Source organism: Micromonospora sp. ABR4_055, from assembly GCF_056160425.1.
Map to the genome: position 1 here is coordinate 19,968 of NZ_JBSWXD010000032.1, position 26,068 is coordinate 46,035.

The 26,068-nt window shown below is 72.9% G+C and carries 10 protein-coding genes and 1 pseudogene; 2 read left to right on the forward strand and 9 right to left on the reverse strand.

Annotated elements, in window-relative coordinates:
• Positions 1-5 precede the first annotated feature (5 nt).
• The 7 genes and pseudogenes from ACXAHD_RS10545 to ACXAHD_RS10575 form a co-directional block, all read right to left on the reverse strand.
• Positions 6-14,936: pseudogene (locus ACXAHD_RS10545) on the reverse strand (SDR family NAD(P)-dependent oxidoreductase); the annotation flags it as partial.
• 291 nt (positions 14,937-15,227) lie between these two features.
• Positions 15,228-16,418, reverse strand: a complete 1,191-nt coding sequence (locus ACXAHD_RS10550) for a cytochrome P450 (RefSeq protein WP_281553695.1) — start codon at positions 16,416-16,418, stop codon at positions 15,228-15,230.
• The gene (locus tag ACXAHD_RS10555; RefSeq protein WP_475050095.1) at positions 16,415-17,674 is read right to left on the reverse strand and encodes a methylaspartate mutase; all 1,260 of its coding nucleotides are present in this window, start codon (positions 17,672-17,674) and stop codon (positions 16,415-16,417) included. Before ACXAHD_RS10555 ends, ACXAHD_RS10550 begins: the two co-directional genes overlap by 4 nt.
• A gap of 77 nt (positions 17,675-17,751) precedes the next feature.
• Positions 17,752-18,213 carry a cobalamin B12-binding domain-containing protein gene (locus ACXAHD_RS10560; RefSeq protein ID WP_289213715.1) on the reverse strand — a complete coding sequence of 154 codons (462 nt, stop codon included), beginning with the start codon at positions 18,211-18,213 and terminating at the stop codon, positions 17,752-17,754.
• Complete coding sequence (locus tag ACXAHD_RS10565) at positions 18,210-19,436, reverse strand: type III PLP-dependent enzyme domain-containing protein (protein WP_475050088.1); 1,227 nt, start codon at positions 19,434-19,436, stop codon at positions 18,210-18,212. The genes ACXAHD_RS10560 and ACXAHD_RS10565 overlap by 4 nt, the downstream gene beginning before the upstream one ends.
• Entirely contained in the window at positions 19,433-20,929 is a 1,497-nt protein-coding gene (locus ACXAHD_RS10570; protein WP_281553693.1) for an AMP-binding protein, read from the reverse strand. The genes ACXAHD_RS10565 and ACXAHD_RS10570 overlap by 4 nt, the downstream gene beginning before the upstream one ends.
• Positions 20,930-21,086: 157 nt before the next feature.
• Complete coding sequence (locus tag ACXAHD_RS10575) at positions 21,087-22,634, reverse strand: AMP-binding protein (RefSeq protein WP_475050091.1); 1,548 nt, start codon at positions 22,632-22,634, stop codon at positions 21,087-21,089.
• A 114-nt stretch (positions 22,635-22,748) separates the two neighbouring features.
• Here ACXAHD_RS10575 and ACXAHD_RS10580 point away from each other — a divergent pair, with 114 nt between their 5' ends.
• Positions 22,749-22,997, forward strand: coding sequence for an acyl carrier protein (locus ACXAHD_RS10580; protein ID WP_281553691.1), 249 nt, complete (start codon positions 22,749-22,751; stop codon positions 22,995-22,997).
• Between the two features lie 112 nt (positions 22,998-23,109).
• Here the strand turns inward: ACXAHD_RS10580 and ACXAHD_RS10585 are convergent, their stop codons facing one another.
• Both ACXAHD_RS10585 and ACXAHD_RS10590 read right to left on the reverse strand, forming a co-directional pair.
• Positions 23,110-24,042 carry an ACP S-malonyltransferase gene (locus ACXAHD_RS10585; protein ID WP_281553690.1) on the reverse strand — a complete coding sequence of 311 codons (933 nt, stop codon included), beginning with the start codon at positions 24,040-24,042 and terminating at the stop codon, positions 23,110-23,112.
• Positions 24,035-24,952 (reverse strand): proline iminopeptidase-family hydrolase, encoded by a 918-nt coding sequence (locus ACXAHD_RS10590; RefSeq protein ID WP_281553689.1) that lies wholly within the window; start codon positions 24,950-24,952, stop codon positions 24,035-24,037. Before ACXAHD_RS10590 ends, ACXAHD_RS10585 begins: the two co-directional genes overlap by 8 nt.
• Positions 24,953-25,168: 216 nt before the next feature.
• Between ACXAHD_RS10590 and ACXAHD_RS10595 the strand changes: the two genes are divergently transcribed.
• Positions 25,169-25,906: a thioesterase II family protein gene (locus ACXAHD_RS10595; RefSeq protein ID WP_281553688.1), complete on the forward strand. Its 738-nt coding sequence runs from the start codon at positions 25,169-25,171 to the stop codon at positions 25,904-25,906.
• Positions 25,907-26,068 lie beyond the last annotated feature (162 nt).

The following is a 26,068-nucleotide window of genomic DNA, read 5'->3' on the forward strand; positions in this document are numbered from 1 at the left end:
GTGCCTCAGCCCTCCGAGTTGCCGGCATCGCCCCGACCGAGCGCGGCGCGTACCAGGTCGTCCACGTTCATGGCCCGGATCGATTCGGCGTCGATCGCGGACCGCTCGGCCGCGTCGCGGCCGGTGTCGTGCGGTACGCCGCCGTCGCGGAGCGAACCGTCGCCGTCGCCGGCCGGACCGGCGGTGCCCGGCGCGGCCGCGGTGCCGGCGAGCGCGAGCAGGGTGTCGAGGATCCCCGCCTGACGGATCGCGGCCAGCGGGACCGCCGCCAGGGCCGCCCGCAACCGTTCCTCGTCCGGGTCCGGACCGTCGGCGGGCTCGGGCTCGGCACCGAGCAGTTCGGTGCGCAGGTACGCCGCGAGCAGGTTGGCGGTCGGCTGGTCGAACACCAACGTCGCCGGCAGCCGCTGGCCGGTGGCCGTCGCGAGCCGGTTACGTAGTTCGAGCGCGGCCAACGAGTCCAGTCCCAGGTCGAGGAACCCCTTGTCCGGGTCGACGGTGCGCGGGTCGGAACGGCCGAGAACGGCGACGACGTGGGACCGGACCAGGTCGAGCATGGTCCGCTCCCGGTCGGCGGCGCCCATCGCCGCCAGCCGCTGCCGCAGAGGTACGTCGGCTGCGGCGACCGGGACCGGGCGGGCGGCCGGGCCGGCCAGATCACGCAGCACCGCCGGTACGTCAGCGGCACGGGCCCGTACGGCGGCGGTGTCCAACTGCACGGCGACCGCCACCGGCCGGGCAGCGGCGACCGCGCGGTCCAGCAGCGCGAGCCCGTCGGCCGGGGCGATCGCGGTGACGCCGAGTCGACGCAGCCGCTCGATGTCGCCGGCGGCCAGCTGGCTGGTCATCGCGCTGGAGGCCAGTTCGGAATCGTCCGCCCACAGTCCCCAGGCGACCGAAACTGCGGGCAGTGCATGGGACCGACGCAGCCGGGCGAGCGCGTCGAGGAACACGTTGGCTGCCGCGTAGCTGCCCTGGCCGCCGCCGTCCAGCACGCCCGAGGCCGAGGAGAACAACACGAACGCCGACAGGTCCCGGTCGGCGGTGAGCTCGTGCAGGTGCCACGCGGCATCGACCTTGGGACGGAGAACAGCGTCGATCCGCTGCGGGGTGAGGCCGGTGACGACCCCGTCGTCGAGCACACCGGCGGTGTGCACCACGGCCGTCAACGGGTGCGCGGCCGGGATCTGGGCGAGCAGGTCGGCCAGCGCATCGCGGTCGGCGACGTCGCAGGCCACCACCGACACCTCTGCGCCGAGCTCGGTGAGGGTCGTGACAAGGCGGTTCGCCGCGGGCGCCTGCCGGCCACGGCGGCTGGTCAGCAGCAGGCGGCGCACGCCGTGCCGGGTGACCAGGTGACGTGCGACCAGCGCTCCCAGGGCTCCGGTGCCACCGGTGACCAGGACCGTGCCGTGCCTCGGCCAGGCCGCGGTCGCGTCACCCACCTCGGCCCGTGCCAGCCTCGGTACCCGCAGTTCGCCGTTGCGTACCAGCAACTCGGGTTCGTCGGACGGCAGGGCCGGCAGCTCGCCGGAGTCACTGTCGACCAGGACGAACCGGTCCGGATTCTCCGCCTGTGCGGCCCGGACCAGGCCCCACACCGGCGCCTGGGCCAGGTCGGTGACCGGTTCGACGGCGCCCTGGGTGAGTACCACCAGCCTGGCCCCGGCGAAACGCTCGTCGGCCAGCCACCGCTGGACCGTGGCGAGTGTCCGGTGGGTCACCTCACGGACCCGCTGCGGTACGGCGCCGTCGTCGCCCGCCCGGCAGGTCAGCACGACAAGATCCGGTGCCGGCTCACCGGCGTCGATCACCGCAGCGAGGGCATCCAGGTCAGGCTGGTCGGCACCGAGCACCACCCGCCGACCACCACCGGTTGCCGGCGGCTCACAACCCCGCCACACCAGGTCGTACAGTGGCTCGTCGCCGTCGGTGAGTTGCTCCGGCGTCAATGGCCGGGGGGTCAGCGCCCCCACCGCCGCCACCGGCTGGCCGGCGAGGTCGGTGACGTCCAGCGCCACAACGCCGTCCGGCTGCAGGGCGCGGGCGTGCACCCGCACCGCGCCCGCTCCGGCGGCGTGCACCGCGACGCCGGTCCAGGCGAACGGCACCCGGGTCTGGGTGATCGCCCGGGGTCCGCCCTCGACCAGGAAGTCCGCGGCCTGCACGGCGGCGTCCAGCAGCGCCGGATGCAGCCCGAACGCCCCGGCGTCCGCGCTGTCGGGCAGCACGACCTCGGCGAAGACCTCGGCGTCGCGCCGCCACAGTGCGCGCAGTCCCCGGAACGTGGGCCCGAACCCGTACCCCAGGGAAGCGAAGTCGTCGTACACGGTGTCCAGATCGACCGGCCGGGCACCGGTCGGCGGCCACTGGTCGGGTGCGGTCACGGTGGGCGGGGCGTCCGGGGCGAGGGTCCCGGTGGCGTGCCTGGTCCACCCGTCGGACGCGTCGGGCCGCTGCGGCCGGGAGTACACCGACACCGGCCGGCGACCGGTGTCGTCGGCCGCGCCGAGCACGACCCGCAGGGCCAGGGCCGCGCCGTCGGGCACCACCAGCGGCGCCAGTTGGGTCAGTTCCTCCAGGTACGCGCAGCCGACCTGGTCGCCGGCCCGGGTGGCGAGTTCGACGAAGGCGGTGCCGGGCAGCAGTACCCTGCCGAGCACCCGATGGTCGGCCAGCCAGGGCTGGCCGGCAACGGAGATCCGTCCGGTCAGCGTCAGCCCGCCGGTGTCCGGCATCGCCACCACGGCCGACAGCAGCGGATGGTTCAGCGGTTCCAGTCCGGCCGCACCGAAGTCGCTCTTGCCGGGGCCGTCCTCCAGCCACAGCCGCTGGTGGTCGAAGTGGTGCGTCGGCGGCTCCACCCCCCAACCCACAGCCACATCCCCCGGCGCCTCCTCCACGATCACATGCGCGTTCGTCCCACTCAACCCGAACGACGACACCCCCGCCCGACGCGGTCCGTCGGTACCCGGCCACGGCCGCGCCATGGTCAACAGCCGCACCCCACCCGCCGACCAGTCCACATGCGACGACGGCTCCGACACGTGCAACGACCGCGGCAACACCCCCGCCCGCAACGCCATCACCATCTTGATCACACCACCCACACCCGCCGCCGCCTGCGCATGACCGATGTTCGACTTCAACGACCCCAACCACAACGGACGATCCGCGTCCCGACCCCGCCCATACGTCGCCAACAACGCCTGCGCCTCGATCGGATCCCCCAACCGCGTCCCCGTACCATGCGCCTCCACCACATCCACACCCCCCGCCGACACACCCGCCACCGCCAACGCCCGCCGAATCACCCGCTCCTGCGCCGGACCCGACGGCGCCGTCAACCCGTTCGACGCACCATCCGAACCCACCGCACTACCCCGCACCACCGCCAACACCCCATGACCACGACGCCGCGCATCCGACAACCGCTCCACCACCAACACACCAACCCCCTCCGACCACGCCGTCCCGTCCGCGTCATCCGAGAACGACTTGCACCGCCCGTCCGGCGCAAGACCACGCTGCTGGCTGAAGTCGACGAAGACCTCCGGGGTGGACATCACCGTCACCCCGCCGGCCAGGGCCAGCTCACACTCACCCGACCGCAACGCGTTGACCGCCAGATGCAACGCCACCAACGACGACGAACACGCCGTGTCCACCGACACCGCCGGCCCCTCCAGACCCAGGTGGTACGCCACCCGACCGGACAGCACACTGGCGGAGCTGCCGTTGGTCAGGTACGGCACGACGTCCTCGGGTGGGTTGTGCAACCGGGTGCCGTAGTCGTCGTACATCACGCCGGCGAAGACGCCGGTCGCGCTGCCGCGTAGGGCACGGGGGTCGATCCCGGCGCGTTCGACGGCCTCCCAGGCGGTCTCCAGCAGCAGGCGCTGCTGCGGATCCATGGCGATCGCCTCACGACGGCCGATGCCGAAGAAGTCCGGATCGAAGCCGGCCGCGTCGTCCAGGAAGCCACCTTCCCGCACGTAGCTGCGGCCCGGTGTGCCCGGTTCCGGGTGGTAGACGCCGTCGACGTCCCAGCCCCGGTCGGTGGGCAGCGGCGCGATCGCGTCGACCTCGTCGACGACCAGCCGCCACAGGTCGGCCGGCGAGTTCACCCCGCCGGGGTAGCGGCAGGCCATCCCCACGATCACGATCGGATCCTCGACGGTGGTCGGGGCGCCGGCGACCGGCGACGCCGTGGTCGTGTCGGCCGGTGCGCCGTCGGCGGTCGACGGGTCCGTCGGCGGCTGGTCGACGGGTGTGAGCCTGTCCGCCAGCAACCGCGCCACGGCGGCGGGAGTGGGGTGGTCGAACACCAGGGTGGCCGGCAGGGTCAGCCCGGTCGCCGTGGCGAGCTGGTTACGCAGCTCGACCGCGGCGAGCGAGTCGAACCCCAGATCGCGGAACGCCCGGCCGGGCGCGACGGCGTCCGGGCCGTCGTACCCGAGCACTCCGGCGACCTCCACCCGGACCCGGTCGAGCAACGCCTGCTCGCGTTGCTCGGCGGGTAGCTCGGCGAGTCGGGAAACGCCACGGCGGGCCGACGGTCGGTCACCGTCGTGAACGGATCGCCCGGCCAGGTTACGCAGCAGCGCCGGCACCTCGGACCTGGCGCGCAGCGCCGCCCGGTCCACCTGGAGCGGAACGATCGCCGGCACGCCGGCGGCCAGCGCGGCGTCGAACAGCGCCAGCGCGTCACCGCGGTCCAGCGCGGGCATCCCGAGCCGGGACATCCGGTGCAGGGCGGCTTGGTCCGGCGCGCCCATCCCGGTGGCTTCGTTCCACATCCCCCAGGCCATCGCCGTCGCCGGCAGCCCGTGCGCCGCCCGGTACTCCGCCAGCTGGTCGAGGACCGTGTTGGCCGCCGCGTAGGTGCCCTGACCGGCGGCCAGCACCAGCCCGCCAGCGGAAGAGAACAGCACGAACGCGGCCAGCGGCAGCTCCCGGGTCAGCTCGTGCAGGTGCCAGGCGGCGTCCACCTTGGGGCCGAACACGGCGGACACCGCGTCCGGGGTCAAGGTGGTCAGCGTGCCGGCGTCAGCGACACCGGCGGCGTGCACCACCGCCGTCAACGGATGATCAACATCGATCCCCGCCAACACACCCGCCACCGCACCCCGGTCCGCCACATCACACCCGACAACCCTGACCCGCGCCCCCAACCCCGACAACTCAGCACACAACTCCCCCACACCCGGCGCACCCGACCCACGCCGACCCACCAGCACCAGATGCCGCACCCCGTGCACCCGCACCAGATGCCGCGCCACCAGACCACCCAGACCACCCGTACCACCAGTGACCAGCACCGTGCCATCGGGATCCCAGGTCGCCGTGGCGGCGGCACCAGCCGGGTAGCGGCTCAACCGGGGCACGAAACAGCGCCCGTCCCGTACCGCCAGCTCCGGCTCGTCGCCGGCGAGCCCCGCCCGCAGTCCAGCGACGGCCGTCGCGTCCCCACTGTCCAGGTCGATCAGCTGGAACCGGCCCGGCTGCTCCTGCGCCGCCGCCCGGACCAGCCCCCACACCCCGGCGTGGGCCAGCGCCGGGTCGGCGTCGGTGGGCAGCCGCACCGCCCTGTCGGTCACGACGGTCAACCGGGTCGCGTCGAACCGGTGGTCGGCGACGAACGCCTGCGCGACGGCCAGCGTCGTCCCGACCGCTGCCCGGGCCGCCTGCGGCATCAGGCCCGCCCCGTCCCGGTCGGGTACGCGCAGCACCAGCATCCGGGGTGCCGGGGTTCCGTCGTCGACCGCCGCCAGCAGGGCTGCCGGATCAGGCCAGGCCGGTTCGGTGCCGTACGGCACGCCGATCGTGTGCCATCCGTCGTCGGGGACCGGATCCCCGCCGGACACCGTTGTCCACTCGACGGTGTGCAGCTGCTGACCGGCCGGTGCGGCCAGCTGGGCCGGCGCGACGGGTCGAGAAACCAGGGTGCCGATGCTCGCCACCGGCTGGCCGGTGACGTCCGCGACGTCGATCGAGGACAGCTCGTCGCCGCGCAGGCGGGTGATGCGTACCCGCAGTTCGGACGCGCCGGACCGGTGCAGCACGACGTCGTTCCAGACGAACGGCAGCAGGGTCGGTCCACCCGCGAGCAGGTCGGCGTGCATCGCGGCGTCCAGCAGCGCCGGGTGCAGTCCGTAACCGGTGCTGGCGGTGTCGGCGGGGAGGGTGACCTCGGCGAAGATCTCGTCGCCGCGCCGCCACGCGGCCTGCAGTCCCTGGAAGGCCGGCCCGTAGTCGTAGCCGCGGTCGGCGAGCTGATCGTAGGCCGCGGTCACGTCGATCGCGGTGGCCCCGGCGGGCGGCCACTCGGTCAGCGCGGCACCGGTGGCACCGCCGCCGGTTGCGGTCGTCGCGGGCCGCATGGTCCCGGTCGCGTGCCGGGTCCAGGTGGCGTCAGCGGCAGCGTTGGCGGGGCGCGAGTGGATGGATATCGAGCACCCGTCGGACCCGGGGCGGTCGACGACGATCTGGACGACCGCACCGTCGGCTCCGTTCAGCGGCAGCGGTGCCTGCAGGGTCAGCTCACCGAGGACCGGATGGTCCACCTGCGCCCCGGCGCGCAGCGCGAGTTCGACGAACGCCGTGCCGGGCAGCAGCACGGTGTCGAGTACCTGATGGTCGGCGAGCCACGGCTGCATGGCCGGGTCCAGCTGCCCGGTCAGTACGACACCCGCGCCGGCCAGCGGCAGCACCGCCGCGAGCATCGGGTGCCGCACCGGGGTCTGGCCCACGCCGGTCGGGTCGGTGCTGGCCGTCAACCAGTAACGCTTGCGCTGGAACGGATAGGTGGGCAGGTCGACAGGTCCACGGCCGCTGCCGGTGTCAGCCCCGGGCGGCAGCACCGCGTCCCAATCGACCGTGGCACCGCGTACCCACAGCCGGGCGACGCCGGACAGCACCGACTCCACCTCGTCGGCCCCGGTACGCAGCACCGGCACCACCTCGGCGCCGGCGGCGATCGTGGCGACCAGACCGGACAGCGCCGCACCGGGTCCGACCTCCACGAACGTCGCGACGCCGGTGTCGACCGCGCTGGTCACCGCGTCGCCGAACCGTACCGGCCGCCGGATCTGGTCGACCCAGTAGTCCGGCTCGCCCCACTGGTCGTCGACCGCGACGCCGGAGACCGACGACACCGCCGACACCGTCAGCGGTCGGCTCGCCACCTGCGCCACGACCTGCCGGAAGTCAGCCAGAACCGGTTCCATCAGCCCGGAGTGGAAGGCGTGGGACACCCGCAGCCAGGAGACCGGGGTCCCCGCCGGCAGCCGCTCCACGGCCGACTCCACCGCCGGGCGCGACCCGGACAGCACCACCGCCGACGGCCCGTTGACCGCCGCCAGCCACACGCCGTCGCCCAGCAACGGTCGCACCACGTCCTCGGCGGCGCCCACCGCCGCCATCGCTCCGCCCTCGGGTAGCCGCTGCATCAACCGGCCCCGGTGCGCCGCCACCCGGCAGCCGTCGGTGAGCGACAGCGCGCCGGAGACCACCGCCGCCGCCAGTTCGCCCACCGAGTGGCCCAGCACCACGTCCGGGTTCACCGCCCACGAACGCAGCAGCCGGCTCAGCGCCACCTCCACCGCGAACAACGCCGGCTGTACGTACGCGGTCTGGTCCAGCCAGTCGTCCGTCTCGCCGAGCAGTGCGTCACGCAACGGCAGCCCCAGCTCGTCGAAGACCGCGCACGCCTCGTCGAACGCCGCCGCGAACACATCGAACCGGTGGTACAGCCCACGGCCCATCCGCGGCCGCTGCGAACCCTGGCCGGGGAACACGAAGCCGACCTCGCCGGCACCGGTCACCGAACCCACGGCCACCTGTGCGGCGGTTCCGCCGGTGGCGACCGCCCGTAGTCCGGCGGTGGCGTCCACCGGGTTCTCGGCCAGTACCACGGCCCGGTGCGGGAACACCGCCCGCGTACCGGCCAGCGCCCGAGCCACGTCGGTCAGTGGCACACCGGACTCCACCACGGGCACCAGCCGCCGCGCGAGCTCCCGCAGCGCGGCGGAGTCACGCGCGGACAGCACCAGCGGCACCACCCCGGCGTGAGCTGGTCCCGGGTCGGCCGACGCGGGTGCCGGCACCGGCGCCGGCGCCTGCTCGAGGATCACGTGGGCGTTCGTGCCGCTGATACCGAACGACGACACCGCCGCCCGCCGCAGGCCGTCCGGTGCCGGCCACGGGCGCGCCCGCGCCAGCAGTCGCACCTCGCCCGCCGACCAGTCGACCTGTGCCGACGGCTGGTCCACGTGCAGGGTCCGCGGCAGTTCGGCGTGCCGCATCGCCTGGACCATCTTGATCACCCCGGCGACGCCGGCGGCCGCCTGGGTGTGGCCGAGGTTCGACTTGATCGAGCCGAGCCACAGCGGCCGGTCGTCGCGCCGGTGCTGCCCATAGGTGTTGATCAGCGCCTGCGCCTCGATCGGGTCGCCCAGGGTGGTGCCGGTGCCGTGTGCCTCGACGGCGTCGACGTCCACCAGGCTCAGCCCGGCACTGGTCAGCGCGTCGTGGATCACCCGTTCCTGGGACGGGCCGTTCGGCGCGGTCAGTCCGTTGCTGGCGCCGTCGGAGTTGACCGCCGAACCTCGGATGACCGCCAGCACCGGATGGTTGTTGCGCTGGGCGTCCGACAACCGCTCCAGCAGCAGCACACCGGCGCCCTCGCCCCAGCCGGTGCCGTCCGCCGCCGCGGCGAACGACTTGCAGCGGCCGTCGCCGGCCAGCCCGCGCTGACGACTGAAGTCGATGAACGTGTCGGGTGTGGACATGACGGTCACCCCGCCGGCCAGGGCCAACGTACACTCCCCCTGCCGTAGCGCCCGCGCCGCCCAGTGCAGCGCGACCAGCGACGAGGAGCAGGCGGTGTCGACGGTGACGGCGGGCCCTTCGAAGCCGAAGGTGTACGCGATCCGGCCGGACACCACGCTCGCCAGGCTGCCGTTGCCCAGGTAGCCCGCGATCTCCTCGGAGACCTGCCCGAGCCGGGTGCCCCAGTCGTGGTACATGACGCCGGCGAACACCCCGGTACGGGATCCGCGCAACGAGTGCGGGTTGATCCCGGCGCGTTCGACCGCCTCCCAGGTGATCTCCAGCAGCAGGCGCTGCTGCGGATCCATCGCGGCTGCCTCCCGCGGACTGATCCCGAAGAACTCCGGATCGAACATGGCCGCGTCGTGCAGGAATCCGCCCTGGTTGACGTAGCTGCGGCCAGGTTGCCCCGGCTCAGGGTGGTAGATCTGCTCGAGCTGCCACCCCCGGTCGGTGGGGAACTCGCTGACCGCGTCCACCCCGTCGGCGACCAGGCGCCACAGCTGCTCCGGTGACGCCACGTCGCCCGGATACCGGCACGCCATCGCGACGATCGCGATCGGCTCGTCGGTGGCGGCGGTGACGGTGTCCGGCGCGGCTGCCGGCGCGTCGGCGACCGGCACCGCCTTGTCGACCAGGTAGACAGCCAGCGCCTGAGGGGTCGGGTAGTCGAAGACGAGCGTGGCCGGCAGGGTGAACCCGGTCTCGGTGGTGAGCAGGTTGCGCAGCTCCACGGCGGCCAGCGAGTCGAACCCGACCTCGCTGAACGGCCGGTCGGGCTCGACGGCCTCGGCACCGCTGTGCCCGAGGACGGCGGCCGCGAGGCGTCGGACCAGGGTGAGTACGGCGCGCTGCCGCTCGGCCGGGGCGAGCCGTGCCCAGTCGGCCGCGACTCCGTTCGGTGCCGGACGCCCGTCCGGCGTCGCGGTGCCGGACGCCACGGCGCCGGTCGCGGCTGTCGACCGGTTCCCGCCTGGGAGGACCACCGGGACGATCTGACGCAGCAGCGGCGGCACACCGTCCGGCCTGGCCCGCAGCGCGGCCGGGTCGAGCCGCAGCGGCAGCAGCGTCGCCGCCGGTACGCGCAACGCCGCGTCGAACAGCTCTAGATTGTCCTGGATGGACATGCCGGGCAGACCGGACCGTTCGATACGTCGCCGGGCGGCGGCGTCCAGCCGGTCCCCCATGCCACCGGCATGTGCCCACAGCCCCCACGCCAGACTGAGCGCGGGCAGGCCGGCGTCACGACGGTAGGCGGCGAGGGCGTCCAGCGCGGCGTTCGCGGCCGCGTAATTCGCCTGGCCGGCACCGTCAAGGTGACCGGCGGCCGACGAGCAGAGCACGAACCAGGCCAGCGGCAGCTCCCGGGTCAGCTCGTGCAGATGCCAGGCGGCGTACGCCTTCGCGGCGGCGACGGCCTCCATCCGCTGCCCGGTGAGGGTGTCGACGAGCCCGTCGTCGAGCACGCCGGCGGCGTGCACCACCGCGGTCAGTGGGTGCTCGGGGGCGATGCCGTCGAGCAGCGCGGCGAGGGCGGACCGGTCGGACACGTCGCAGGCGGCGACGTGCGCGCTGGCACCCAACTCGGCCAGGCTGGCGGTCAGGTCCCCGGCTCCGGCGGCCTGCGGGCCGCTCCGGCTGACCAGCAGCAGGTGCCGTATCCCGTGCGCACGGACCAGATGCTCGGCGAGGACGGCCCCGACACCGCCGGTGCCACCGGTGATCAGCACCGTGCCGGCCGGATCGAGCCGGCCCGACCGACCGTTGCGGACGGCGCCGTCAGCGGGGGCGGCTCCGACGGTCGGAACGGACGGGAGTGGTTCCGCCGGCGGGGCGAGGGCCAGCCGGGGCGCCAGCACCGCGCCGGCGCGAACCGCGACCTGAGGTTCGTCCGCGGCGACGGCGGCGGCGAGCGCGGCGGCCAGGCCGCTGGCGTCGGTGGCGACGACGTCGAGCAGCAGGAACCTGCCGGGGTGTTCGGCCTGGGCCGCACGGACCAGGCCGTGCACGCCACCGTGGGCAGGGTCGACGGTGCCGGTGGGATCACCGTCGAGGCTGTTTCCGCCGGCGGTCACGATGGCCAGCCGGCATCCGGCCGTACGGGGGTCGGTCAGCCACGACCGGATCACCGCCAGCGTCTCGTCGCAGGCGGTGCGGACCGCCTCGGCTCCGATGCCGGCGGCGCGCACCGGCAGCACCACGACCTGCGGCAGCACGTCGGGCAGTTGCCGGACCTGGTCGAGCACCACGTACGAGAGCGGCCGCTGCGCCGGGCCGACCGGAATCCAGTTCACCCGGTAGAGCTGGCCGCCGCCGGTCGGTACGGCCAGCCGGGCGGGGTCGGCGGGACGGGTGACGAAGGACTCGACGTTCGCCACGGGCGCGCCGGTGGCGTCGACGGCCTCGATCGACACGCCGTGCTCGCCGGCCGAGGTGACCCGCACCCGCAGGGCGCGCGCGCCGGTGGTCAGGGCGGACACGTGGCGCCAGGCGAACGGCAACCGGATCTGCCCGGCACCGCCCGGCTGGGCCGGCTGCGAGTCGGTCGCCAGCTCGGTGGCCTGCAGCGCCGCGTCGAGCAGGGCCGGATGCAGCCGGTAGCCCTCGGCGTGGACCGGCTCGGGAAGCTCGACGTGCAGGAACGCCTCGCCTGCCGCGCGCCAGGCGGCCCGCAGCCCACGGAAGCTGTCGCCGTACTGGTAGCCCTGGGCGGCGAGCCGCTCGTACCAGTCGGACAGGTCGACCGGTTCGGCACCGGGCGGTGGCCACGTCACCGCCCAGTCGGCTTCGGTGGGTGCGGCCGGCGCGGCCGCCGCCAGGGTGCCACTGACGTGCTGCAGCCAGCGGCTGCCGCTGGTCACGGCTTCGCCGCAGGAGTGGATCGTGACGCTACGCCGGCCGTCACCCTGGTCGGGACCGACCATGATCTGCAGTGCGGTTGCCGCCCCGTCGGCCAGGACCAGCGGCGCGTGCAGGGTCAGTTCGGCCACCGTCGGGCTGCCCAGCAGCGCGCCGGCGTGTCCGGCGAGTTCGACGAAGGCGGTGGCGGGCAGCAGGGTCGCACCGGCGACGATGTGGTCGGCCAACCAGGGATGGGTCTGCGCCGAGATCCGGCCGGTGAGCAGCGTACGGTCGCCGTCGGCGAGCCGGACCGCCGCGCCGAGCAGCGGATGTTCGGCGTCGGCCTGGCCGAGTGCGGCCGCGTCGCGGCGCGGGCCGGGTGGCGTGAGCCAGTGCCGGCGACGCTGGAACGGATACGTGGGCAGCTCGACCCGGTGGTTCACCTGCCCACCGAACACGGCCGGCCACTCCACCGACGCACCGCGCTGGTGCAGGTGGGCGAGCACCCCGACCAGGTCTCGGACCTCGTCGCGGCCCGGCCGCAGGGTGGCGACGAGGGAGACGTCGTCGCGGCCGTCGGGCAGGCAGGCCGGGCCGAGCGCGCTGAGCACCGCGTCCGGGCCGAGTTCGACGAAGGTGCGCACCCCGGCGGCGGCCAGCGCGGCCATGCCATCGGCGAACTGGACGCTCTGACGCACCTGCCGTACCCAGTACTCGGGGTCGGCCAGTTCGTCGTCGCCGATCAGCGCGCCGGTCACCGTCGACACCATCGGGATCCGGGCCGGCGCGAAGTCGACCACCTGGGCGAACTGGCGGTACGGCGCGAGCATCGGGTCCATCCGGGCGGAGTGGAAGGCGTGTGACACCCGCAGCGGGTGGATCCGGCGGCCCTGTGCGGCGAAGGTTTCGGCAACCTGGGTGACCGTCCGTTCGTCGCCGGAGATGACCAGCGAGCGCGGACCGTTGACGGCCGCGACGCTCACGTCGGCGGGCAGTTCGTCGGGTGCCGCCTCGATGGCGACCATCGCTCCGCCGACGGGCAACGCCTGCATGAGCTCGCCCCGGGCGGTCACCAGCAGCGCCGCGTCGGCCAGGGTGAGCACCCCGGCGACGTGGGCGGCGGCCAGCTCGCCGACCGAGTGGCCCAGTACGTAGTCGGGGCGGAGCCCCCACGACTCCAGCAGCCGGTACAACGCCACCTCGGTGACGAAGATCGCGGCCTGGGCGTACCGGGTCTGGTCGAGGAGGGCCCGGTCGTCGCCGGTCAGGATGGAGCGCAGCGGTCGGTCCAGGTGGACGTCGACCTGGTCGGCCGCGTCGGCGAAGGCCCGCGCGAACGCGGGGAACCGCCGGGCGAGGGCCTGCCCGGCGGCGAGGCACTGGGCACCCTGACCGGTGAACAGGTACGCGACCCGGCCGCCGATCGTCCGTCCGACATAGACTCCGGAGCCGGTCGTCTCGCCGGTGGCCAACGCTTCCAGGCCCCGTACCGCCTCGGGCGCGTCGGCGGCGAGCACCACGGCCCGGTGTTCCAGCGCGGCGCGGGTGGTGGCCAGCGCGTACGCGGTGTCGGGCAGCGATGTCCCGGCCCGCAGCAACGGCAGCAGCTGACCGGCCTGCGCCCGCAACGCCGGCGCGCTGCGGGCCGATAGCACCAGGGGCAGCACCGTGGGCGCTTCCTGGCCCGCCGGTTCGCCCGCCCCGGCGGTCTCGCCGGTCTCACCGCCCCCGGCGGTCTCGCCGGCCTCACCGGTCTCGCCGGCCTCGGCGGCCTCGGCGGTCTCGGCGTCGGCCTCTTCGACGATGACGTGGGCGTTGGTGCCGCTCACACCGAACGAGGAGATCCCGGCGCGGCGCGGACGGGGCAGTGCCGGCCAGGGGCGGGCGTCGGTCAGCAGCGCGACCGCGCCGGCGGTCCAGTCCACCCGCGGCGTAGGGCGGTCGACGTGCAGGGTCGCGGGCAGCAGCGAGTGCCGCAGGGCCATGATCATCTTGATCACGCCCGCCACCCCGGCCGCCGCCTGGGTGTGGCCGATGTTGGACTTGAGCGAACCGATCCACAGTGGTTCGTCCCGCTCCTGACCGTACGCCGCGAGCAGCGCCTGGGCCTCGATCGGGTCGCCGAGCCTGGTGCCGGTGCCGTGCGCCTCGACGGCGTCGACGTCACCCGGGACGAGTCCGGCGTCGGCCAGCGCCGCCGCGATCACCTGTTGCTGCGCGGGCCCGCTGGGGGCGGTCAGCCCGTTGCTCGCCCCGTCGGAGTTGACCGCCGAGCCGCGCAGCACGGCGAGAACCCGGTGTCCACGGCGGCGCGCCTCACCGAGCCGTTCCAGGACGAGGATCCCGACGCCCTCGGCGAACCCGGTGCCGTCGGCGGCGTCGGCGAACGGTTTGCAGCGGCCGTCGGGGGCCAGGCCGCGTTGGCGGCTGAACGCGGTGAAGGTGCCGGGGCTGCCCATCACCGCGACCCCGCCGGCCAGCGCCAGCGACGCCTCGCCGGTGCGCAGGGCCTGGCTGGCCAGGTGCAGCGCGACCAGGGACCCTGAGCAGGCGGTGTCCACGGTCAGGGTGGGGCCGTGCAACCCCAGGGTGTACGCCACCCGCCCGGCGACCACGCTCGGCGCGTTGCCGGCGAGCAGGTAGCCGTCCAGCCCGGCCGGGGCCTCGTACAGTCGTGGTCCGTACTCCTGCGGCTCGGCGCCGACGAACACCCCGGTCCGGCTGCCGCGCAGTGACATGGGGTCGATCCCGGCATGTTCCAGCGCGATCCACGACGTCTCCAGCACCAGCCGCTGCTGCGGATCCATCGCCGACGCCTCGCGCGGGCCGATGCCGAAGAAGTCGGCGTCGAACTCGGCGGCGGTGTCGAGGAAGGCGCCGTGGCGCACGTAGCTGGTACCCGGCCGGTCGGGGTCCGGGTCGAACAGTCCGGCCAGGTCCCAGCCCCGGTCGGTCGGGAACTCCCCGATCACGTGCCGGCCGTCGGCGACAAGCTGCCACAGGTCGGCAGCGGAGAACACCCCGCCGGGGTAGCGGCAGCCGATGCCGACGATCGCGATCGGTTCGTCCGCGCCGTCGCGTCGGGGGCGTACCGGCCGGGCGTCGACGGGCGCGCCGACCAGCTGCCGCACCACGAGATCGGCGACGGCCTGCGGGGTCGGGTGGTCGAACGCCAGGGTCACCGGCAGCGCCAGGCCGGTGGCGGCGGTCAGCCGCTCGTGCAGCTCGACCGCGGCGAGCGAGTCGAACCCGAGGTCCTGGAAGGGCAGCACCGGGTCCACCTCGGCCGGCGCATCAGGCTGGACCTGCGAGATGACCTGGGTGGTCGCGACGCACACCAGCTCGAGCACCAGGCGGTGCTGCTCCACCGGGGGCAACCCGGCCAACCGGGTACGGAACCCGGCGACACCGCCCGAGCTGCCGGTGGTGTCGTCGACGACGCTCTCGGGCTGGATGTTCATCCGGGCACTCCACAACTGAAGCGGCAAAGCGAATGCGAGGACTTGGCTCGATGCTAGTGACGGGCAGTCCACCGCAGGACCCCTAGCGACCCCTCACCAGGTGATCGGCAGAGTGGCCGGACCGCGTACGATCACGCCGAACTTCCACTCCAGATCGTCGGTGACGTCGAGTCGTGGGAACCGGTCGAGCAGGGCACGCAGGGCGACCTGCAACTCCAACCGGGCCAGTTGCGCCCCGATGCACAGATGTGGCCCGTAGCCGAATGTCACGTGCGGGTTCGTCGCCCGGGTCAGGTCGAGGCGGTCCGGATCCGTGAACACGTCCGGGTCACGGTTGGCCGCCGCCAACGACGGCAGGACGGGTTCACCGGCGCGTACCGTGACACCGGACAGCTCCACGTCCTCCAGCGCGTAGCGGGCGAACATCGCCGCCGTGTTGATCGGCACGAACCGCAGCAGCTCCTCGACCGCCGACGGCATCAGGTCCGGCTCGGCGCGCAGCCGCGCCAGCGCCTGCGGATGCCGCAGCAGCGTGTAGACGAAGCTCGGCAGTCCGCAGGAGACCGTCTCGGTGCCGGCGGTGAGCAGGCCGGCACCGGCCAGGTCGATCAGCTCGGTCTCGGTCAGCTTGTCACCGTCGTCGCGGGCCCGGACCAGGGCGCCCAGCAGGTCGTCGGTAGGCCGCCGACGACGCTGGGCGACCAGCTCGGCGAAGTAGGCGTCCATCTCCGGGCCGACCGTGGCGAGAACACCGGTCGACGCCGACTCGTCGTTGGTGAACGCCTCGGTCCAACGGGTGAACTTCGGATAGTCCTCGAAGGGCACCCCGAGCAACCCGCAGATGACGGTCACCGGCAACGGCCGCGCGAAGTGCGTCACCAGGTCGGCCGGCTGGCCGCCGGCCACCATCGCGTCCAGCAGCTCGGTGGTGATCCGCTCGACAGTGACGCGCATCTTCTCGACCCGCCGGGCGGTGAACGCCTTCATCGCCAGCCGGCGCAGTCGCGTGTGGTCCGGCGGGTCCATCCCCATGATGCCGTCGTTCATGTTCTCGACCCGCATCCGTGGCTGGTCGAGGCCCTGTGCGACGGCACGGCTGAACCGCGGATCGGACAGTACGGTCCTGACGTCCCGGTGCCGGGTGGCCAACCAGGCCGGCTCACCGTAGGGCAGCTGCACCCGGCTGACGGGTTCGCTGCGGCGCAGTGTCGCGTACATCGGCGACACCTCGGTGCGCTGCATCGGGAACGGATACCGGCGGACCTGCCGGTCGACTGCCGTCATCGCAACTCACTTCCTGCCGTGTCGTACTTGCGTCGCACGTAGCCGAGCGCGTCCAGCAGCCCGGCCGAGCTCACCTGCCGCCGCTGCCGGCGTGGCACCAGATGACCGATCGGAAGCAGCCCGGTGTCCGCCCACCTCAGGGCCCCGTCCACGTCCAGGTAGCTGCGGGTCCGGCCGAGGTTGTCCGGATGCAGGCAGTACGGGATGTCCAGGTAGCCGCGTTTGAAGCTGTGCAGCAACGCACGACCGAGGTCGCCGTCGAGGTCGCTGATCGCCTCCACCATGGCGCGCGCCTCCTGGTAGGTCTGCGAGTCGGCGGCCGGGTCGACGCTCGGCCGCGGTGCGGGTCGGGTGCGGGCGGCGGCACCGGCGAATTCGAGCGCGTCGACGTTCTCGGCGATGGTCGGGATCCGCTGCGACTCCACGACCGTCTTGACGATCAGCCGCTCGGACCCGGTGGCCCGGGCCAGCGCCACGGCTTCGGCGAGCAGCCGCCGCGCACCCCACGGCGTGGTCGGGTACACCCCCATGTACGTGTAGACGACCACGTGCCAGTCGATGTCGTCGAGCAGCTCGGCGCAGAGCCGGCGCAACGCGAAGATTGCCTCCTCGTCCTGGCGCGGGTTCGTCTGCTGGGCGTAGCTGACCGCCACGCTGCGTACCCCGTACTGGCGGAAGAACATCGCCTCCAGCACGCTGAGCGCCACCAGTTGGCTGGGTGGGCAGAGCTGGCCGAGCATGCAGCCGCCGAACGTCTCCAGGTTGGGCTCGACCGGCGCGTGCTCGCGCAGGTGGGCGAAGAACTCACAGCACTGTGCCCAACTACGCACGGACTCTTCCAGCGGCACCCGTCCGTACGGCAGACAGTATGAGACCGGTCCGCCTTCGGTGGCGTCCAGGCCGGCGGCGATCAGCGCGGCGAAGATGTGCTGCGGAGTCGCCGAGCCGTGGCGCAGCTGGACCGGGAACCCGCTGTCGCGTACCCCGTCGAGAACGGCCCGGGTCACGTGCACCGGATGACTGACGATGGGGTAGCCGTTGAGATCCGCGCCGGCGAGGACGGCCCGCTCGGCGGCGGCGAGGTCACCGACCCGGGTGTAGCTGTCCAGGGTGATCGTGCCCACGGTGGTCGCCGGCACGGCCTTGGTGGCCCGCAACCCGCTGCGCATCGACTCCGGGCTACCGAAGCCCATCCTCGGCTGCACCACCAGGTTCCCGGCGGCCCACGCGGCGCGGACGAACTCGCCGAGGCCGATCCGGACCCGGTCGCCGGCCGTCGCCGCGACCGGTGGACCGGTCGTGGTCACCGGCGTCACCGGTGAACCGGTCGAGGTCACCGGATCGCCCGGACGGGCAGCGTGTCGAGGAACCGGCGGAACGCGGTGACGGTCTCGGCGTTCTCCTCGAACACCCCGTCGCAGCCGGCCCGGACCAGCTCGTCGCGCTGCGCGGCGGTCAGCCCGCCGGCCACCCCGAGCTTGCCGCCGATCACGATCGGCAGGCCCGCCAGTGACGGCAGACCGCGCAGCCGGCGGACCACCCGCGCCCCGTCGAGGTGGCCGTGCCCGTTGACGCTGCTCAGCACGAGCAGCTCGGGTGCCCGGTCCAGGCACTCGCGGACGAGAAGTTCGTCGGGCACGCACGCCCCGAGGTTGGTCACCCGGTACCCGAGCTCGGCGAGCAGCAGCTCCAGGAAGACCAGATTCCAGGTGTGCGCGTCCGAGGAGAGCCCGCTGACGAGCACCGTCGGAGGTCCGGGCCGGGTGGCCTGGCGTACCCGGCCGGCCGGGTTCATGTCCACGGGCCGTGGTCACGGTGGTATTCCAGGCGCGACACGGAAACGACCCGGCGGCCCTGGACGACCACCTCGACCGGGGCCGGACGGCTCAGGAAGGCCAGCAGGCTGGCTGTCGGCCCGTACGCACCCGCGTTCGGGATCGCCACCACGTCGCCGGGGGCGAGCTCCGGCACGTCGACGTCGCGGCCGAGCACGTCGCCCGGGGTGCACAGCGGCCCGACCAGACTCGCGGTACCGGCCGGGGCGTCCTCGTCGAGCTGGACCGCCACCGGTAGCAGCCGGCCCAGCCCGGACATGCCGCCGAAGGTGTTGATTCCGCCGTCGAGGATCACGAACCGCCGGCCCCGGCTCGTCTTGAGGTTGACCACCGAGCAGAGCAGGGTGCCGCTGTCCCCGACGAGGTAGCGCCCGGACTCACAGGCGACGCCCGGCGTACCGTGGCGCCAGCCGGCGAAGCTGGCATCGAGCGCGTTCTCCAGCTCGACACGCACCTTGTCGTACCTCGGGCGGCTGCCCGGCACCGCGTACGGCGCGGCGAAGCCGCCACCGATGTCCAGCAGCCGCACCGGCAGACCGAGTTCGTCGTGCAGTTGCGCCGCGAGGGTGACGGTGTGCTGGAACTCGCTGATCAGGCTCGCCTCGTCACGGGCGTTGCTCAGCGGGAAGAAGTGGGCACCGACGATGTCGGTGCCGGCCACCTCGCGCAGCTCGGGCAGCAGGTCGGGCAGGGTCTCGCTGTCGATACCGAACTGCGACGGCGCCCCGGTCATCCGGATACTCGTCGACGCCCGCGCGCTGGCGCTGTTGATGCGTAGCAGGCACCGGGCGACCACGCCGTGCCGGCTGGCCACCGTACCGATGCGCCGGAGGTCGCCGGGAGATTCCACCGAGAACGTCCGCACGCCCCGGCCGATAGCCTCGGTCAGCTCACCGGTGGTCTTGCCCGGTCCGGTGTAGAGGCAGTGCCCGGCGTTGAAGCCGGCGGCGAGGGCGACCGCCAGCTCGCCGGTGGAGCTGATCTCCGCGCGGACCCGGTCCGCGGCGACCGCTGCGGCCACCTGCGGGTGCGGGTTGGCCTTGACCGCGTAGAACAGCTCGATCGGTTCGGGCAGGCTGGCCAGCAGGTCCCGCCGGGCGGACTCGATCCGGTCCAGGTCGTAGAGGTACAGCGGGGTGCCGTACCGCTCGGCAAGTTCCACGTACCAGGTGGCCGTGCTCACGACAGCGCCTCGTCCAGGATCATGGCGAGCTTCCCTCTCTCGTTCTTGCCGTGGTGGTTCAGCGGCAGTTCGTCGAGCACCCGGCAGGTCGCCGGCACCTTCGCCGGCTCCAGCCGCCGGGCCAGTTCCCGGAGCACCACGTGCGGGGCCAGATCGGAGACCACGCAGAGGGCGAGGTCGCGGTGCGGGGTGGGCGGCACCGCGACGGCCGCCCGCACGCCCGGAACGTCCATCGCGGCGGCTTCGATCTCCACTGTGCTCATCCGAATCCCCTTGCGCTTGAACATCTCGTCGCGCCGGCCGGCGAAGTAGAGGTAGCCGTCCTCGTCGAGACGGCCGTAGTCGCCGGTGTGCAGCCGGATTTGCCCAGTGCGCGGGTCCGGCCGGAACGTCCGGGCAGTCTGCTCCGGCGACCGCCAGTAGCCGGCCATGACGTGCGGGCCGGTGACCACGATCTCGCCGGTCTCACCGGGCGGCACGCTCCGCCCGTCCGGGTCGAGGATCAGCACCTCGGTGCCGGCGAGCGGGCGCCCCACCGAGTCGGGGCGTTCCCGGTCCTGTTCCGGGGGCATCACCGAGATGCGCTTGCACTCGGTCTGGCCGAACTGGCGGACCACCCGGGCACCGGGGAAGGCCGCGCGGAGCTGCTCGATCGTCGGCTGCGGCAGCGCGGCGCCGGTGTTGGTGAACATCCGCACCGGCGGCAGCGGTCCGGCGGCGCGCCGGGCCAGCGTGACGATCATGGCGGCGAGTGACGGCACCACCGGAACCACGGTCGTGGCGGTCTGCCGCATCCGGTCGAGCAACGCCAGGTCCGACTCGGTGCCGGCGAGCACCACCTCGGCCTGCGCCGCACAGGTCATCAGCACCTTGTGCAGCCCGTAGTCCCAGGACATCGGGAAGCGGCAGAACACCACGTCGTCCGGGCGGTAGCCGAGCGCGTCGCGCAACGCCCGTACGGCGAACGTGGTCTGGGCATGCGGGGTGACGACTGCCTTGGGCGCGGCGGTGCTGCCGGAGGTGTAGATCAGGGCGGCCGCGTCGGTGGCCGCCGGCGTCGCCGTACGGGTGAGCCGTCGCCCGGCACCTGCGTGCACCTGTGGCCACACCGTCCCGGTCTCGTGCACCGGCAGCCGGGTGAGCGAGCGCAGCGTCTCGGCGTTGGCCCGGTCGGCGACCACCAGGCGGGGTTCGGCGTTGGCGACCACCGCCGCGAGGTGGAACGCCTTCGTCGCGGGATTGATCGGAACGAAGGTCGCGCCGCGCCGGGAGACCCCGAAGAACATCGCGACCAGCTCGCGGGTGGTCTGGGCCTGCACCAGCACCCGGTCACCGGGGCCCACCCCCCGGTCGTGCAGCCAGGCGTCGACCGCGTGGCTGTGCTCGTGCAGCTCGGCGTAGGTCCAGGCACCGACCGCGTCGCGTACGGCGGGCCGGGTCGGGGCGACCGCCTCGGCCACGTCCAGCAACGAGTGAACCAGATCGTCGTCCAAAACCGCACTCCTGCCGCCTGGAAAAGACTGGAGGCGCCGTCGCGGAATTGCTGTCCAGCACCCGGACCGAATCAGCCGATCGGATCCGCCGACCGGGATCAGCCGACAGAAAGATAACCCCCGGTGGACGACTTCGGGATCCCCTACCAGCCCCTACTCAGGCGGGTGCCAGCTTGGGGAATCCGGTCACCATTTCCCTCGCCCGGGCCCGGAGCGCCGGTCGGTCCACCTTGCGGTTGGCATTCAGCGGCAGCTCGTCGCGGTGTTCGTAGCTCCGGGGCACCAGTCGCTGCGGCAGGCTCTGCCGCAGCTGCCGGGTCAGTTCGACCACCGCGGCCGGTCGCCCGGTGTAGAACACGACCAGCTCGGTCGTGTCGTCCACCGTGACGTCGAGGACGGCCGCGTCGTCGACGCCGACGCAGCCGCGTACCGCGTGTTCGATCTCGGCGAGTTCGACCCGCCACCCGTGCACCTGCACCTGGGCGTCGAGTCGACCGAGGTAGAGCAGTTCGCCGCCGGAGGTGCGGCGTACCCGGTCGCCGGTGCGGTACCAGGTCCGCCCGTCGCGGACGACGAAGCGTCCGTCGCCGTCGGCCGGATCGAGGTAGCCGGGAGCCAGTTGCGGCCCGCTCACCCACAGCTCCCCCTCGTCGGCAACCGGCTGTCCGGCCTCGTCCACCAGCAACTGCTCGTGCCCGTCGTGCAGTGGCCCGATCGGCACGACACCGTTGACGGCCAGCTGATGCGACCCGGCCCCGTAGCGGTGCCGGGTGACGGTGATGGTCAGTTCGGTCGGCCCGTACAGATTCTCCACGGTGGAGTTGACCGCCGCGTCCTGCCAGTGTGCCGCGTCCCGGCAGCGCAGTGCCTCACCGGCGAAGAAGCTGCGCCGCAGCGTCGGCAGCGAGCCCGCGCCGAGGCCGCCCAGGCGACGAACCAGCCCGATGCTGCTGGGGGTGGAGAACCAGACGGACACCTGGTGAGCGGCGAGGAAGCCGGGCAGGTCCCGGTAGGCCTGCCCGGGTACCCGCAGCAGCTGTGCTCCGGCTCCCCAGGCGCAGAACAGGTCGAACATGGCGCAGTCGAAGTTCAGGTCGAACGTCTGCGAGAACACGTCGGCGCTGTCGAAGTCGTAGCGCTGGTCCAGCAGGCGGAAGTAGTGGGCCAGACTGGCATGGGTGATCGGCACCCCCTTCGGTCGCCCGGTCGACCCGGAGGTGAACAGCATGTACGCGGCGTCGCCGGGCAGCACCGGTCGCGGCGCGGGCAGCGGCCGCCCGGACCGGCCGGGCAGCATCCGCAGCGGCGACCGGGGCTGCGGGTCCTGCCCGGCGACCAGGACCGCGACGTCCCGACCGGCCGGTAGCGACGCGGGCAGGCCGGCCACCGCCGGCTCGTCGGTCACCACGACGGTGACGCCGGCGGCGTCGAGCATGGCCCGGGTACGGGCCGGCGGGAAGTCGGGATGCAGCGGAACGACCGTGGCGCCGGCGTACAGGGCGGCGAGGATCCCGACGTACGCCGGAATGCTGCCCGCCGCCAGGACCCCGACCGGAGCGGGTCGCCCCCCGGCGTGCTCGGTCAGCACCGCCGCCCAGCGCAGTGCCGTCCGGTGCGCCTCGGCATAACTGAGCGTGTCGGAATTGATCCGGATCGCCGGCTGGTCCGGGGCGGTCTCCAGCCCTCGCATGAATCGTGCCGACAAGACGCCAATGGCAGCTTCGTCCATTTTTTACCCCCATCTTTTCAGCTCGCATCGTCGATGCGAAATGGTAGGATCAATCAGACCAGCAGGATTTCTTCAATCGGAGTCGCCATCATGTGGGACGACCAGTTCGAGACACTGCTCCGCCAACACCTGCCATTCATCGGCGACGACGAGAAGCTGTCGCCGGAAAGCTCGCTGCGTGATTTCGGTCTCGATTCACTCGGGACCGTCGAACTGCTCGCCGCGATCGAGTCGGCGTACACGGTGCGGTTCACCGACGAGGCGTTGGCGATGGAGTCGTTCGCTACCCCGGAGGTGCTCTGGACGACGCTGTCGGCGGTCCGGATGCAGGCCGCCTGAGCTGCCAGGTCCGGCCGGATCCGGGTTGCGGTCCGCACCGGATCCGGCCGGGATCCGGCGAAGCGCCGACGGTTCTCCGCCCCGGTCACCGGTGACCGCCGGCCCGGCCGTTTCAGACCGCCGCGGTGGACCGTCTCGGCTGCAGGGCAAGCCGGGGCGTGACAGCGACCACCTCGAACGCCGCAGTGGTCGCCCGCACCCGGCCGAACAACCGGTCGGGCCCGCAGACGCGCACCTCACGCACGCCCCGCGTACGAAGCGATGCGACCACGTCGGGCCAACGCAGCGGCCGGACGAAGCTGTCCAGCAGCATCTGGCGCACCCCCGCTCCGGTGGTGACCAGCGTGCCGTCCTGATCGGCGACGACCGGCACCGCCGGGTCGGCGAACTCAAGCCCGTCGAGCACCTCCCGCGCCACGATGTCGCGCAACGGCGCGAAGGCGGCGCAGTGCATCGGCGGACGCATCGTGTAGAGCGGGAGTCCGCCCGCCGACCGCAGCCTCGCCGCCAGCCAGTCGAGCATGTGTTCCCGCAGCGACAGCATGTGGAAGTCATGATCCACGTAGCAGGAGATCTCGTGCCACTCCCCTTGCCCGGCGAGCTCGTCGAGCACCTCCCGCAGCAGCGGCTCCGGTGTACGGGTGAACGAGTGTGTCACCACGTCACGGTGCTCGGTGGCGAAGTACTCCTCCATCCGACGGGCCAGCTGCGCGGTAAGCCAGATGGCCTGCGGTACCGGCAACGCGCCGACGTAGGCGATCAGCGGCTTCTCACCGAAGCTCGGCCCGACGCAGAAGTCCGGCACCGTCCCGCCCTGCTCGCTCCAGCGGGCCAGCGCCAGGCAGTTGACAAAGAAGGCCACCTGCGCGGCCTCCGAGTAGTCGCCGCCGGTGCGGTAGCGCTCCAGCAACGGGTATCCGAGGACCTCGTCGGCGGTCGCGGTCAGCTCCCGCGCGTACGGGTTGGCCAGCATGAACCGGCCGACCTCGGCGAAGCCGGTGGGTCCCATGCCCGGGAACACCAGCGCGGTACGCCCCTCAGCCATGCGTGCCCTCCCCCTTCAGTTCGGTGAGGAACTCCAGCAGCACCTCGGCGAAGCGCTCCGGCTCCTCCAGGTGCGGCAGGTGACTGGACTCCTCGAAGACCACCCACCGGGCACCGGGCACCCGGTCCAGGTACGGCTGCAACGTCGCCGGGGTCGCCTCGTCGTGCCGGCCGGACAGCACCAGGGTGGGCACCCGGATGTCGGCCAGGCAGTCGACGACGGACCAGTCCCGCAGCGTACCGATGACGTGGAACTCGCTCGGGCCGTTCATGGTCAGGTACACCGTCGGGTCGTTCGCGATCTCCATGAACGACGCCAGATAGTCCCGTGGCCACGGCGTGACCCGGCAGACGTGCCGGTCGTAGAACACCCGCATGGCGGTGAAGTACTCCTGGCTGTCGGTGGTCCCCGCCTGCTCGTGGCGGAGCAGGGTCTCGTTCACCCCGGCCGGCAACGCCTGGCGCAGCCGTCGCGCCTCCTGCAGCCACAGTGGATACGAAGCCGGCGCGTTGGCGACGACCAGGCCGCGCAGCCCGGCCGGACGGGTCGCCGCGTGCCGGGCCACCAGCGGGCCACCCCACGAATGGCCGAACAACACGTAGTCGTCGGCGACACCGAGCGAGCGCAGCAGGTTGTCCAGCTCGGCGAGGAACAGCTCGACGGTCCAGAAGTCGGCGCCCCGGTCGGGCAGGCGGGTGGAGCCGCCGTTGCCGATCTGGTCGTAGTGCACCACCGGCCAGCCGTGTTCGGCCAGCCCGGCCAGGTTCAGCAGGTAGTCGTGGGTGCTGCCCGGACCGCCGTGCACCACGACCAGCGCCGGCCGGCCCGCGCCGGCCGGTCTGGTCACCCGGTACCACGTCTGGTACTCCCCGAACGGCACGAGTCCCTTGTCGTGCGCAGCCACTGCCATGTTCACACCTCGCCGACCTCACCGTGTCCGCCCCGTACCGCATCGGATCCGGCCGGTGCCGGGACCCACGGTGTCGGTTCCGACGGTGCCAGCGGCCAGAACGCCGGACAACCCCAGATCAGCCCCGCACCGCCGCTAGGGGTGAGCACGGGTTGCCACCCCCGCCGCCGGCCTGTCACGGTCACACCATTTGCTGGTACGGCGATCGGAGTCCCCTTGACCTCGGCCACGACCTCGTGGGTCCGCCGGTTCCGGCCGAAGCCGGACGCCGCCACCCGACTGGTGTGCTTCCCGCACGCGGGAGGGTCGGCTTCGTACTACCTGCCGGTCGCCCGAGGCGTACCAGCCTCGGTGGACGTGCTGGCCATCCAGTATCCGGGACGCCAGGACCGGCGGCACGAGCCCGGCATCGACGACATCGAACGACTCGCCGATCTGGTCACCGCGGAGCTGGCCGACTGGCGCGACCGGCCCCTGGCCCTGTTCGGGCACAGCATGGGCGCGATGGTCGGCTACGAGGTCGCGCGCCGGTTGGAACGCGACGGCACCACACCGGCCGCGCTGATCGCCTCCGGTCGACGCGCGCCGTCGCGGCATCGGGAGACCAGTGTGCACCGTCTCGACGACCACGGCTTACGCGCGGAACTGGCCCGGCTCAGCGGTACCGGCAGCGAGCTGCTGGACGACGTGGACATGCTCAACATGATCCTGCCGGCGACCCGCTGCGACTACCGTGCGGTCGAGTCCTACCGGCACCGGCCCGGGCCGCCGCTGCGCAGCCCGGTACTCGCCCTGGTCGGTGACCAGGACACCGAGGTGACCGTCACGGAGGCCGAGGCATGGCGGGACCACACCACCGGCGCCTTCGAGCTACGGGTCTTCCCGGGCGGCCACTTCTACCTCAATGAACACGCGGCCACCGTGCTCGAACTGATCACCCGACGGCTAACCTGAGACCGACGACTGGTCTGACCGGCGGCTGGTCCGGTGCCGGGCGCACCGTGCTGTCCGGGGTGGGAGAGGGGGGCTCGAATGCGTACCACAAACCCACTCACCAGCTACAGCAGCGTGACGCTAAACCCGCACCCCGACGATCCCCCCAACGAATTGAGAATG